Consider the following 13,735-nt stretch of genomic DNA (forward strand, 5'->3'; position numbering starts at 1 on the left):
ATTCGATTGGCATCTGCCCCATGCGCGTAGACGATTTTGATTTTGAGCTTCCCAATGAGCGCATTGCGCTGCGGCCCGCCCGGCCGCGCGATGCGGCCCGCATGCTGGTGGTTCGGCCCGGAGACGCAGCCCCCTTGCGCGACGCAGGTGTGCGGGATCTTCCAGCCCTGCTGCAGCCCGGAGACGCGCTTGTCTTTAACGACACGAAAGTCATTCCGGCACAGCTGGAAGGAAAGCGGCTGCGCGCTGACATCAGCGCAGGGATCAGCCTGACCCTTCACATGCGCACCGGTCCGGACCGCTGGCGCGCCTTTGCCCGACCGGCAAAGAAATTGCAGCTCGGCGACAAGCTGGTGTTCGAGGGACCCAAAACGTCTCTGACGGGGGAAGTTGCGGACAAGACGGACAGCGGCGAAATCCTGATTCTGTTCGACGCCTCAGGGCCGCAGCTGGATGAGGCCATCGCAGCTGTCGGCCACGTGCCGCTCCCCCCCTATATTGCCCATAAACGGTCTGAAGACGCTGAAGACCGGCGCGACTACCAGACAATCTTTGCCACGAAGGACGGGGCTGTGGCCGCTCCGACAGCCGGGCTGCATTTTACCCCGGAGCTCCTGACAGCCCTTGATAAACGCGGAATCGAACGCCACCGGGTCACGCTTCATGTGGGTGCCGGCACCTTCTTGCCCGTCAAGGCGGACGACACCAGCGACCACAAGATGCATGCCGAATGGGGGCAGGTGCCGGAAGAAACGGCAACAGCCCTTCAGGCGGTCAAGGCACGGGGCAACAAAGTCGTCAGCATCGGTACGACCTCCTTGCGGATCCTTGAAAGCGCTGCGCAAGAGAGCGGTCACATCGTCCCCTTTGCAGGGGAGACTTCGATTTTCATCACGCCCGGCTACCGGTTCAAGGTCATCGATGCCTTGATGACCAATTTTCACCTGCCCAGATCAACCCTGTTCATGCTGGTGTCGGCCTTGTCAGGCCTGGAGACAATGCGCCAGGCCTATGCCCATGCCATTCAGCAGCACTACCGGTTTTACAGCTATGGCGATGCGTCTTTGCTGTTTCCCAAGACGACGCCCTGAGGACCCTCATGCCTGAAACTCAAAAGCAATTCGGCTTCAAACTTCTGGCCAGGGATGGCATGGCGAGGCGCGGCGAGATCACCACGCCCCATGGGGTGGTGCGCACACCGGCCTTCATGCCTGTTGGAACCCAGGCAACCGTCAAGGCCATGTATCCGGGACAGGTGCGGGAGACCGGCGCGGACGTGGTGCTGGGCAACACCTATCACCTGATGCTGCGGCCAACGGCAGAGCGGGTGGCCAAACTAGGCGGCCTGCACACCTTCATGAACTGGCCGCATACGATCCTCACCGACAGCGGCGGGTTTCAGGTCATGTCCCTGGCACAGCTCCGGAAACTGGATGAAGATGGTGTCCGGTTCCAAAGCCATATTGACGGGCGCAAATACCATCTGACTCCGGAACGGTCCGTGGAAATCCAGGGGCTTTTGGGCTCAGATATCCAGATGCAGCTGGATGAGTGCATCAAGCTCCCGAGCCCGAAGGAAGAAGTGCAGCGGGCCATGGAACTGTCGCTCAGGTGGGCCGAGCGCTCAAGAACCCAGTTCGAGGCCATGGGCGGTCCAGCGAAGGGGCAAGGGCTCTATGGCATTGTGCAGGGCGGAGACCAGCCGGATCTGCGTATCCGTTCAGCGGAAGAACTCGGTAAGCTTCCCTTTGAAGGCTATTCGGTGGGCGGGCTGGCGGTGGGCGAACCGCAAGAGGTCATGCTGGCCATGCTCGACATCACCACCCCTGTCATGCCTGAGGACAAGCCGCGCTACCTCATGGGCGTGGGAACCCCGGACGATCTTCTGGAAAGCGTGAAACGGGGGATAGACCAATTCGATTGTGTCATGCCCACCCGGGCCGGACGCCACGGGCTGGCCTATACCCGCTATGGCAAGGTGAACCTGAAAAATGCGCGCCATCAGGAAGATCCGCGCCCACTGGACGAACTCAGCGACTGTCCGGCAACCTGCACCTACAGCCGTGCCTATCTGCACCATCTGGTGCGGGCTGGCGAGGGCCTTGCCGGGATGCTGCTCACCTGGAACAACATCGCCTATTACCAGCAGTTGATGAAGGGTATGCGCGAAGCGATCGAAGCCGGCACGTTCGAGGATTTCTATGCCCGGACCAAGGAAGACTGGGCCCGGGGCGACATTCCCGCACTCTGATCCGTCTGAAAGCCTCAGGCTGCAAACCCGTCGGATTTGGTCAGGTAGCAGCCTGAAATGCGCCAGCTGCCGTCATCCTGTTGCTCGAAACTATAGAGCGCGAGCCAGTTCTGACCCTTGGGTCCCACCACATAGACTTCCTGGGTTGGGCCAAACTGGGTCATTTTGGAGCGTCCGAAGGTGACGCTTTTGGGGTTATAGACCGGCTGATAACCTTGCCGGACCATTTCCATGAAGAGTTCGGGGGATTGAAACCGCTGTTTCAGTCCATTGGTGGCAAATGAAAAGGCGGCACGGGCATTGCCCGAAGCAAAGGCGCTCATCTGATCCTTTATGATGGATTGAAACGTCCGGCTATCCACCTTGTCTTCAGCCAGGCCTGATCCGCACATCACCAGCACCGCAACGGATGCGCCTGCCAGGATCTTCCGCAAATGCTTGTACACCGCCATTGCCGTCTCCTTTTCAAAGGTTACTTGAAAAGTTTACGATGATTGCAGGCATGCGGATCGAAAAGCTTGGCTTTATCCACCATTGTGACCGCTTAAATTTCAGACTGTTTATGCTGAAAAACCAGTCGTTTTTAAATTCACCTCGTAAGTTCTTTGACTTAGCCGGATCATAATAGATCCTGCCGGGACAGAAGGCCATCTTGCAGAACGGCATGAAAACGGCCGGACTGACGGATCAGTCCGGCCGTTTCTTTGAAAGAGGGTCAGAACCCTTCTTATTCAGCGGCCAAAGGCTGCTGAATCATGCCCTGCATGAACGGCACCAGCTCTTCGGCAAGTTTGGGATCGTCCATTCCGAAAGCAATGTTTGCACTCAAGAACCCGGCCTTGTTGCCACAATCGTAACTGCGGCCTTCAAACTTCAGGGACGAGAAGGCCTGCTTGGACATCAGAGAAATCATGCTGTCGGTGAGCTGGATTTCCCCACCGGCGCCGGTTTCCTGACTGGCCAGAAGCTCGAAGATTTCCGGCTGCAGAATGTAGCGGCCCGTGATCATCAGGTTGGATGGTGCAGTTCCCGGGGCCGGTTTTTCAACCATGTTGGAAATCCGGCTGGAATTGGCGTTGATCGTTTCGGCCAGCTCAACAATGCCGTATTGATGAGTCTGATCTTCGGGAACTTCTTCCACCGCAATGATGTTGCCCCCCGTCTGATCATAAAGATCAACCATCTGCTTCAGGCAGCTCACCTTGGATTTAATGATCACATCGGGCAAGAGGATCGCGAAAGGTTCCTCCCCGATAATGTCCCGGGCGCACCAGATGGCATGACCGAGTCCAAGTGGGGCCTGCTGGCGGGTGAAACTCGTGGAGCCGGGCTGAGGACGGTGCTTTTCAAGCAGCTCCAGCGCGGCCGTCTTGTTGCGCGCCTTGAGCGTATCCTCCAGCTCATAAGCCATGTCGAAATGGTCTTCGATCACATGCTTGTTTCTACCGGTAACGAACACAATGTGCTCGATTCCGGCCGCCCGGGCCTCATCGACAACATATTGAATGATCGGCCGGTCGACGATTGTAAGCATTTCCTTGGGCACGGCCTTTGTGGCCGGCAAAAATCTGGTGCCTAGCCCGGCGACAGGCAAAATGGCTTTACGAATGGGCTTGTTCATATCAGGCCTTTCGATACTGATTGGCAAAGGTCACTCCCCCAATCTGGTCACAAACTGACCTTGGGGACAATAAACTCAGGGTTCTTGGCAGGTTTAGATCAGCACCGGGACACCCAAAATGGGATCACGGTTAATTTCAACATGGCATTACCCCCGCATAGTCAACCATGGCAGCCTAGCATGAAACTATGGCAAGTGTGTGAGATAAGCCGGAAAGTATCTGATTACAAAGACTTTTAAACGTTTGAAACAAGTTTCATCCTGGCAACAGAGCTGCGGTTGCAGCGTACGCAAAAGAAGGCTATGGAACACCCAATTGGTGCCGAGCGGCAATTGGATACACGGACGGTCACCGCCGTCGAGACATGCAAGGTGAGGAATGGCCGAAGCAAACCGCATTGTTGCAGTTGGAAACGTCTCTTTTGACAATGAAGCGCCGTTCAGCCTCATCGCCGGGCCTTGCGCGCTGGAAAGCAGAGCCCACGCGCTTGAATGTGCTGCCGCCATCAAGGAAATTACCGGAAGGCTCGGCATCAAAACCGTCTACAAATCCTCCTTTGACAAGGCCAATCGGACTTCCTTGAGCGGAGGACGCGGAGTGGGGCTGAAGGAAGCCCTTCCGATCTTCGCCGAAATACACGAGACCTTTGGAATGCCTGTGGTGACGGATGTCCATTCCGCAGAGCAATGTGCGCCCGTCGCGGACGCAGTCGACATGCTTCAGATCCCGGCCTTTTTGTGCCGTCAGACAGATCTCCTGATCGCTGCCGCCCGCACCGGCAAGGCCGTGAATATCAAGAAAGGGCAATTCCTGGCCCCCTGGGACATGAAAAACGTTCTGGCAAAAGTCACCGGATCCGGAAATCCCAATGTGCTCCTGACCGAACGGGGAGCGAGCTTTGGATACAACACCCTCGTCAGCGACATGCGCGCTCTGCCCATCATGGCGGAAACAGGTGCCCCGGTTGTCTTCGACGCAACCCATTCGGTTCAACAGCCGGGCGGGCAGGGGGGCTCGACCGGCGGTGACCGGACGATGGTGCCGGCTCTGGCCCGTGCGGCGGTGGCTGTCGGCATTGCCGGTCTCTTTATCGAAACGCATCCGGACCCTGACAAGGCCCCGTCTGACGGGCCCAATATGGTGCCGATGCATCAGCTTGAAGATTTGCTGCGCAAGTTGCAGGCCATTGACGCCGTGGTCAAGACGACACCAGCTGCCAGTTAAGTTCAGAACCATGCCGCCGCGCGGGTTTTCAGGGAGCTGAAAGGCTCCAATATCAACACCGGCGCGCCGGTCCATCATGTGCAGGCCTTTCCGCCGGCGCTCAGTCTATAAGGTCCATGCGACAGGGGAGTTTTTCCATGACCGCCATCATCGATATCGTCGGACGTCAGATTTTTGACAGCCGCGGCAATCCGACTGTTGAAGTCGATGTCTTCCTGGAAGACGGTTCATTCGGCCGGGCAGCGGTCCCCTCCGGCGCCTCCACCGGCGCCCATGAAGCGGTCGAGCTGCGCGATGGCGGTGACCGCTATATGGGCAAGGGGGTTGCCAAGGCGGTGGAAGCCGTCAACGGCGAAATTTTTGAAACGGTTGGCGGTTTGGACGCCGAGGACCAGCTCCAGATAGACCAGGCCATGATCGGTCTGGACGGAACAAGCAACAAGGCGCGCCTTGGCGCCAATGCCATTCTCGGCGTGTCCCTGGCCGTTGCACGGGCTGCGGCCCAGGCATCCGGCCTGCCACTTTACCGCTATGTCGGAGGCACTTCAGCCAGAACCCTGCCGGTTCCGATGATGAACATCATCAATGGCGGCGCCCATGCGGACAATCCGATCGATTTCCAGGAATTCATGATCATGCCGGTGGGCGCAGACTCGTTCGCTGACGCAGTGCGCATGGGCTCGGAAATCTTCCACACCCTGAAGAAATCCCTGAATGCGGCTGGCCACAACACCAATGTGGGAGACGAGGGCGGTTTCGCCCCCAATCTGGAATCCACGGATGCGGCCATCGGGTTTGTCATGACAGCCATCGAAACCGCAGGCTACAAGCCGGGTGAAGATGTGTATCTTGCTCTGGATGCTGCCTCGACCGAATTCTTCAAGGACGGAAAATACGTTCTGGAAGGCGAAGGCAAGACGCTCGCACCTGAAGAAATGGCCAAATATCTCGGGGATCTTGTATCCCGCTATCCGATTATTTCCATTGAAGACGGCCTTGCAGAAGACGACTGGGATGGCTGGAAAGCCACGACGGATCTGATCGGCAATACTTGCCAGCTCGTCGGCGACGATCTGTTTGTCACCAACTCCGAGCGCCTCAACAAAGGCATCGATCTTGGGGTCGCAAATTCCATTCTGATCAAGGTCAACCAGATCGGCACCCTCTCAGAGACCCTCGACGCTGTCGAAACTGCCCATAAAGCCGCCTATACCGCCGTCATGTCGCACCGCTCGGGGGAAACGGAGGACGCAACCATTGCTGATCTGGCTGTTGCGACCAATTGTGGTCAGATCAAAACCGGTTCTCTGGCCCGCTCCGACCGGCTCGCCAAATACAATCAGCTGATCCGGATTGAGGAAGAACTCGGGCCGCAGGCAGTCTATGCCGGCCGCTCCGTCCTGAAGGGCTAAAGCCCCGTCCCGTCTCGGCCAAAGATGCCCGATATGAAAAGCCCCGCTCCGGCGGGGTTTTTTTGCCTTTTGCATCGCTGGCCGCAGCTCGGGCAGATGGCGTAGACTTGACGAAGCCAGAAGATTTGGCGCCAGAACGATGGATCATACCAATCAAATTCGATAGAGACCTACTTGATGGCATTTTCCAGCTTGCAGGCAAGGCGCGGTGTGCAAGATGGCCTTGGTTGGCCGTTCAGACATCGCAACACCGTCAGACGGGTTGGAAAACACAACCAAAGGCTGCTGCCCGCCCCCTTTCGATCAGAGAATCGTTCGCTCGTGAACAGACCAAAAAGCTCTAGCCGCTGTAAGAGCGATCAGCTATGAGACCTCATGCGCCAACGGATAAGAAGCGGATGATCTTGTTGCAGATCTTGCCCTATATCCGTATTGCGCCTTGATCTGTGCTTCGCCGAAAAACCTCCAACACCGGTCAGATCGGTCTCTATCAATTGTGGATGGTATTACTCCATCCCGGCATCCGGATCGGTGCGCGTCTCTTGCGCATGCAGGATGGCGGCTGCAAGGGTTTCCGCCTTCTCTGCCCCTGCCAGCACGAAACGGCCGTCAATAATGAAACAGGGTACGCCTGAGACGCCCATCTCCTGTGCCTTTGCGATTTGAGCCTCGGTCTTGTCCAGATCCGTGTCCATCTCCAGCAGCTGCTCGACCAGGTCCGACTGCATCCCGGCCTCTGCGGAAATCCGGACCAGGGTCTCCGCCTGTGTCAGATCTTCCCCTTTGACGAAATAGGCATGGAACAGCCGTTCCACCACATCATGTTGCACATCATCAGCACGGGACCACAGGATCAAACGGTGGCAGTCCAAGGTGTTGGGCGAGAGTTTGATGGCGTCGAAGGCGAAATCAATACCGTCCTCCCGGCCGGCCTCCCGGATCCGGCTGTAAACCTCTCTGGACTGGTCCGGTCCGCCGAATTTGTCGTTCAGATATTGCTGCCGGTCCTTGCCTGTACGGGGCAGGGTGGCATCCAGCTGAAACGGGTGCCAGCGCACCTGCACAGGCACCTGAGGCAAGGATCTCAATGCCGCATCCAGCCGGCGTTTGCCGATATAGCACCAGGGACACATGACATCCGATACCACATCAACCGTCAGCGGAGGCGTTTCATTCATAGAAGATCCAAGCGTTGTTCACGGCCAAGCCCGTTGGCCAAAGTTATGATATTCCCCATTCTTGACCTTACCAAAGCCAACAGGAAACAGAGGTATCTTGCCGGCTAATGGTCCCGAACGGTATGGCTCAGGATCGAATGGATGCGTTTCTGGAGCCGCGCCGTGCCGGCTTCGTTCTTCAGAACGGCCACCGGCCCGACATCCTTCACCAGGCACACAAGATCCTCGTCCCTGCTTGTGGCATCCGCAATCGACAGCAATGTGGCATGAATCTCCTCAAGATCATCGTCTGAGGCCACTTCGATGCCGAAATTGTCCGGCTGAAGCCGCATCTCCCACAAGTCCAGCCCGCGCACAGCCAAAGCTTTGCTGCAAGTCTCAAGATAGCTTAAATAATCTTCCGCTTGAAGACCGCCTTCGGCAATTTGCCGGCGCAGCCAAACTTGACTTTCTGCCAGGACCTTGTCCGCCAGGCGGCGGCGTTTGCCGAATTTGATCGCTGCCGTGATCCGCTGCACCAGGGTTTCCGTGCGGTTATCGCCAACGAGAACATCGGAGGCACCGTTGCGGAACAAAAGCGCCGTGTCTTCCTCGCTCTCACAGACGGCCAGAACCGGCAACCCTGCAAAGCGCGCGTCCCGGCGGATCTGCTGGATCGCTTCAATGGCATCGTCAAACGACGCATCAATCACAACCGCGTCGAACGCCCGCATGGCCATGAATTCCACCGCCATCTTGCCATCAAACGCGCCAACCACCTCGACCTTCTGCGCCCCGGCATCTTGCCACTCCAAAAAGCGGCCACTGACCCCAACCACCATCAGGCTGCTGGTTCCCGAATGGTGCGGAGCAGATCCAAAGCCCGGGATGCGGCCGAAGATCGAGCGCCGCAGCTGCGCTTCCTCAGACCGCATCAGGGCGCGCTGATGAATACAGATAAGCATCAGTAAAACGTCATCCGGAACAACCCGGTCGATGATCGCCGTTGCCGACACTCCGTCAGGGAGAACATCCTGGCCATCGGTCAGAATGTAAAACGGCACCTCACAGGGCAGCAAGGAGGAGCAGCAAATCAGCCATTCAAAAAACGGGCCGCGGGCCTCCATCTCAAGCGAGGCGATATCGACGACGATGGCGGCAGGCAACGCTGTGGGCAGCTGGCTTTCCCGTTCATACATGTCAAGAAGCGAAATATCGAGATCTTCCGGCCCCCCGGATTGGATGCTGCGCCTGGGACGCCGCCCTGCATACCAGTAAGGTCCGCGCCACGACAGTGACGTTTCATAATCCATGCCCAATCCCCATAAGGCACCCGCTGTTTTCGATCCGCAAATGCGCAGTCCGCAAAGGAAGTTAAACAAAAGCCATTTAACGGACGCTCCAAAAAGCTCAATATTGAAAATCAAACCTTTTGAATGGTCACATACCCCACCAGACCGTCCGAGCAGTCTAAAACATGATGCGTTCCTGTGAACGCAAAAAACGACACGAGCGCTTTGATCCTGATCACCTTTTTGTTGCCGGGCCGTTTCAGGCCGGGCAGATGCCAGGTTCAGGCGACCGCGGCCGGAAGTCTCTGCGTGCGCATCGTCAATTTATCCCGGCAAATGGTTCCGTCGGCATTGCGCGGCAAGGATTGCAGGATCAGTACCCGATGCGGGATCTTCGCAAGATCCACGCCCTCCGCATCCAGGTAGGCAAAAAACGAAGCCGCATCCGGCACATTGGTGCGCTCCGGCACAAGGGCCGCATACATGCGCGCACCCAGAACCGGATCTTCCACGATGAAGGCCGCAGCCTCGCGAATGCCCGGATAGCTTGAATAAATTACATCAATGGTTTCAAGATTGCCTGTTCCGAGCGCATAGACACCAGGAATGCCAAATCCGGCAATCCCCCCATCTACCCGTTCCACCTTGATATTGGTGTTCAAGAACCCGGTGCCTTCCCAGCGGACCCGGCGCTGATCCCCGTTCAGCGTATGCCATCCGACTTCCGGAACCATTGGTCCCTTGACAAGAAGGGTCTGAGTTGGATCGTCGCTCTCTCCGGTAACGTCAATTTCCAAAAGGGCTGGCCCGCTTTCACACCCGTTCGGCCCGCTATGCTTTCCCAGCGCAGTGGCCTTCATCTTGGCCGACGGTCCGCGCGCCTTGGCAACAAGGGCAAATTCGTCGGCAATCTGAACGTCCACCAGCCTGCGGCGCGCCACAAAGGTCGTCGGGTGGGGGGCCGAGATGTTCCAGGCAGCCAGAACCGCTGTATCCGAGCTTTCCAGTTTGCGGTCCAGCGTTTGAGCCAGCGGCCCCGGCGTCAGCACCACATCAGCTGCAATGTCGTTGGCATGAGCCGCCAGATTTGCCAGAGAGGTAGGATGGTGCAGATGAAGCGTGCTGCCGGTCATCAGGAACGGCACCAGTCCACCGCCTAGCCCGGTCAAGCCGCTCAGTGAATAGGGAAGCAGCAAGGAGCTGCCATCCTGGATATGCGCTTCATTCACGATCATCTGGGACGCTGCCATCCAGTGATTGTGACACCGGCTGACAGGCACATTTTCCTCGCCGCTGCGGCTCCAGCAAATGGTTGCGGTATGATCCGCCGGATCGGGGCGCTGCTGCGGGGTGAAAACCAGATCGTCTCCCATTTCGGCGAGCATCGGCCCTAACTCGATCAAACCATCGGGCACTTCCTTGCCAAGGCCAAATACAAATCTCAGGGAAAAAAGCTCTGCTGCCACATCGCGTGCGGCGGCCCCCACATCCCGGGTTTCCACTCGGTCGGCAGCGATAAAGCCTTTCGCGCCGATGGAATTGAGAGCCTCGACAACATTTTTCTGGCGCCAATGCAGCGGCAGGGGAGAGATGATCAGGTCTGCCCGCAAGGCCGCAAGCACCGCCACAACCGTATCGACGGTGTTGGGCGCCTGCACACCGATGACATGGTCCGACGACAGCCCTACCGTGCTGAAAAAAGCGGCCAGCTTGTCGATTTCCAGATCGGCTTCCGCATAGGTCAGACGACGCGGCTCGCCGCCGGTCCATTTGGCCCTGTCGGGCGCATCCACCAACGCAAGCCGGTCAGGATGGGCCTGTGCAGTTTTTCGGAAGAGTTCGTCAAGCGGTACATCGGACCAGGCTCCGCTTTCGTGATACTCGTTGATCAGATGGTCTTGGGTGACTTTCATATCTTTCTTGGTCCATTGGTCCGATTATTGAGCGGTCGCTGACCACCAGGTGTCAAATTCGTGTCCGTAAAGGGAATGATGCTGCGGCGGCTGAACCCTTTTCCAGTGGGCGACCCAATCCGCAGACACATGATAAAGCGGCACCGCATAGGCGCCGGAAATCAGGACCCGGTCAAATGCCCTGACCGCGTCCACAAACGCTTCCCGGCTGCGTGCGCCGACAATCGCATCAATCAACGCATCAATGGCCGGTTCCCGGGCGCCAACAAAATTGAAGGACCCCTTGGCGTCCGCGGCTTTGGTGCTCCAGCGCCCATATTGCTCTGCGCCGGGAGAAAGAGACGCGTTCCAGGTGTTGAAAACCATGTCGAACTCGCGCTTTGTCCGGCGGTCCTCAAATTGAGACGGGTCAACGCTGCGCACACTTGCCTTGATGCCGAGTAGCTCAACCGTCCGGTCATAGGCCAGGGCCAGCTTTTCCTCATCTTCATTTTTGGCAAGAATTTCAAAGGCCAGCTGTCGGCCTGTCGTGTCGTTGATAAGCTTGCGTTCCTTGAGGCTATATCCGGCGGCCTTGAACTGGGCGAGAGCGGCCCGTAGCACCTTGCGGTCCCGCCCGGAGCCATCCCCATTCGCCGGCCGCCAGGTTCCGGCCAGCACATCCGGATCGACCGCACCGGGGAAGGGAGCTAGCAACTCCATTTCCCGCTCGCTCGCCGGACGGCCAATCGAGGAGAGCTCGGAATGGTCCCAATAGCCGGCGGTCCGCGTGTAAAGGCCAAAATAGAGGTTGCGGTTCACCCACTTGAAATCGAACAGCATACGCAAGGCCTTGCGCACTCTTACATCGGAAAACTGTTCCTTGCGGGTGTTGAAGGCAATTCCCTGCATTGGCGCGGGCACGCCGCGCGGGATCTCCATCTTGACAACGTCGCCGGAGGTGGCCGCCGGAAAATCGAAACCCTTGGCCCATCTTGCCGGGTCCCGGAAATTCAACGCATCAATCAGCCCCTTCTTGAAAGCTTCCTGAAGGGTTGTCTCGTCCCGGTAATACTCGACCCGGATCTGATCGAAATTGTCGAAACCCGCTTTCAACGGCAGGTCTTTCGCCCAATAGTCCGGGTTTTTCTCGTAAATCACCTGACGGCCCGGCGTGATCTCCTTGAAGACATAGGGTCCGGATCCGATTGGCGGCGTCAGGGAAGATTTGTCGAAATTTTCTGCATCCGTGTGCTTTTTGGAGAACACCGGCGCCAGAGCGATCAGCAGGGGAAGCTCCCGGTTGTCACCGTTTTCAAACACCAGCTTCAGGCGGTTGGGCGCAGTCACTTCCTTGGTTTTGATAGATGCATACCAGTTCCGGTAGGGCGGACGTCCCTTGTCCCGGATGATGTCGAGGGAAAAAATGATATCGTCCACCGTCACAGGCGTTCCGTCGGAAAAGCGCGCATTTGGATTGAGTTCAAACTCTATCCACTCCCGGCTTTCGGGCATGCGGACCCGTTGGGCAATCAGGCCATAAAGTGAAAACGGCTCCGCATAGGAGCGCACCATCAGGCTTTCCAGAATATTGTTGCCGAATAGCCGTTCCCGAACCCCTCTTGCGGAGGTCCAACCCCCTTGAACAATAAAGGAATTGAGGCTGTCGAAGGTGCCCTGGACACCAAGCGTCAAGATGCCCCCCTTGGGAGCGTCCGGATTGGCATAGGGAAAGGGTTCGTCAACGCCAAGGGCAGGGGATCCATGCATGGAAACTGCATGGGTCCAGGGAACGGTTTCATCGCTCGCCAGGGCCGGTCCGGCGCCCGCAAAAAGTCCCGCGCAGACGAGGGCAAGCCCCCGCAGCCCGAGGCGCAGGGGGCAGGTGTGAGAGGCTAAAAACGCTAACAAACGCATCACCATTGCCGGAAAGTTCCTTGATTCTCAGAGCCGAGGGTAACACAAGGCCAGCCCGAACGCGCCCGTAACAAGTGCCAAAGACCGAGATATTCAGATTTGAATCGAACCCGATCGATGCGTTGCAAATCGGTCACCCTCTCGCCTCAATTCGATGCGTTACCTGCGTTTTACGGATCTTAGGTTCGAACGGGCCTTGCGGATATGATCCGGATGGCTCAGAACAACGCGAAGATTTCGCATACGCACGATTGAGGACGTTTCGATGACGAGTGTTTTGAAAAGAGGATTGTTGGGATGCGCAACGGCGGCATTCGTAGCCTTGTCTTCTTTTGCAGCTGCTCCAGCAATCGCTCAGGAAGCTAAAAGCCCCTGGACGAAGGCATGTAACACCAATCCGAATACGAAGAAGGAAATCTGCTTCATTTCGATTGAGTTGCGCACCAATACCGGTCAGTTCCTGAGCAACATCGCAATTCAGGAAGTCGCCGGCGAAGCCCGTAAGAAGCTGCTCGTGGCCGTGCCCGTCGGTGTGTTGCTGCAGCCGGGACTGCGCATCCAGATCGATGACAGCAAGCCTGTGACAGCCAAATACAGCATCTGTGCACCCAATGCCTGTTACGCCGAAATGGCGATTGACGACACGTTCATCAATGCCATGAAACAGGGTGGTGAAATGCGGGTTGCGCCGTATAACCAGCAGGCCAAGGAAATCGTCTTCAAGATGACCCTGGTTGGCTTTACCAAGGTCTATGACGGTGCGCCGATGGATGTCGGCGAGCTGCAGAAGCGTCAGGAAGAACTGCAGAGCGAGTTGCAGAAGCGGGCCGATGAAGCCCGCCAGAAGCTGATCGACGCGCAAAAAGCGAGCGAATAAACGCTTCGAAAGTGATGCGTTGGAGCAGTTCTCTTATCTAGGGGATTGCTCCTGGCGCTTCGGATAAAACAAAAAGGCCGGAACAAAGTGT

General features: G+C 57.3%; 11 protein-coding genes. 5 read left to right on the plus strand and 6 right to left on the minus strand.

The features are described from left to right. Nucleotides 1–20 precede the first annotated feature (20 nt). On the plus strand, nt 21–1,091 hold the full coding sequence (gene queA / locus ACXAH0_RS22305; protein ID WP_475195137.1) for a tRNA preQ1(34) S-adenosylmethionine ribosyltransferase-isomerase QueA: 1,071 nt from the start codon (nt 21–23) through the stop codon (nt 1,089–1,091). Nucleotides 1,092–1,099: 8 nt separating this feature from the next. Continuing rightward, nucleotides 1,100–2,251: a tRNA guanosine(34) transglycosylase Tgt gene (gene tgt / locus ACXAH0_RS22310; protein ID WP_475173027.1), complete on the plus strand. Its 1,152-nt coding sequence runs from the start codon at nt 1,100–1,102 to the stop codon at nt 2,249–2,251. 14 nt (nt 2,252–2,265) lie between these two features. Here tgt and ACXAH0_RS22315 read toward each other — a convergent pair whose 3' ends face one another. Both ACXAH0_RS22315 and galU read right to left on the minus strand, forming a co-directional pair. After that, complete coding sequence (locus ACXAH0_RS22315; protein ID WP_475195140.1) at nt 2,266–2,703, minus strand: DUF4864 domain-containing protein; 438 nt, start codon at nt 2,701–2,703, stop codon at nt 2,266–2,268. 275 nt (nt 2,704–2,978) lie between these two features. Continuing rightward, entirely contained in the window at nt 2,979–3,872 is an 894-nt protein-coding gene (galU, locus tag ACXAH0_RS22320) for a UTP--glucose-1-phosphate uridylyltransferase GalU (RefSeq protein WP_475195142.1), read from the minus strand. 379 nt (nt 3,873–4,251) lie between these two features. On the opposite strand from galU, the gene kdsA reads away from it, so the two are divergent. Both kdsA and eno read left to right on the plus strand, forming a co-directional pair. Then, a complete protein-coding gene (gene kdsA, locus ACXAH0_RS22325) occupies nt 4,252–5,097 on the plus strand; it encodes a 3-deoxy-8-phosphooctulonate synthase (RefSeq protein ID WP_475195144.1) in 846 nt (281 codons plus the stop codon). Between the two features lie 137 nt (nt 5,098–5,234). Next, complete coding sequence (gene eno / locus ACXAH0_RS22330; protein ID WP_475195146.1) at nt 5,235–6,509, plus strand: phosphopyruvate hydratase; 1,275 nt, start codon at nt 5,235–5,237, stop codon at nt 6,507–6,509. Between the two features lie 506 nt (nt 6,510–7,015). Here eno and ACXAH0_RS22335 read toward each other — a convergent pair. The 4 genes from ACXAH0_RS22335 to ACXAH0_RS22350 form a co-directional block, all read right to left on the minus strand. Beyond that, nucleotides 7,016–7,687, minus strand: a complete 672-nt coding sequence (locus ACXAH0_RS22335) for a DsbA family oxidoreductase (RefSeq protein ID WP_475195150.1) — start codon at nt 7,685–7,687, stop codon at nt 7,016–7,018. 104 nt (nt 7,688–7,791) lie between these two features. Then, nucleotides 7,792–8,979, minus strand: coding sequence for a PleD family two-component system response regulator (locus tag ACXAH0_RS22340; RefSeq protein ID WP_475195152.1), 1,188 nt, complete (start codon nt 8,977–8,979; stop codon nt 7,792–7,794). Between the two features lie 260 nt (nt 8,980–9,239). Continuing rightward, nucleotides 9,240–10,871, minus strand: coding sequence for an AMP-binding protein (locus tag ACXAH0_RS22345; protein WP_475184640.1), 1,632 nt, complete (start codon nt 10,869–10,871; stop codon nt 9,240–9,242). Nucleotides 10,872–10,895: 24 nt separating this feature from the next. Next, nucleotides 10,896–12,767 carry an extracellular solute-binding protein gene (locus tag ACXAH0_RS22350; protein WP_475195208.1) on the minus strand — a complete coding sequence of 624 codons (1,872 nt, stop codon included), beginning with the start codon at nt 12,765–12,767 and terminating at the stop codon, nt 10,896–10,898. A 322-nt stretch (nt 12,768–13,089) separates the two neighbouring features. On the opposite strand from ACXAH0_RS22350, the gene ACXAH0_RS22355 reads away from it, so the two are divergent. Continuing rightward, nucleotides 13,090–13,644 (plus strand): invasion associated locus B family protein, encoded by a 555-nt coding sequence (locus ACXAH0_RS22355; protein WP_475195153.1) that lies wholly within the window; start codon nt 13,090–13,092, stop codon nt 13,642–13,644. The last annotated feature ends 91 nt before the right edge of the window (nt 13,645–13,735 follow it).

Source organism: Roseibium sp. AWQ4_290 (assembly GCF_056160985.1).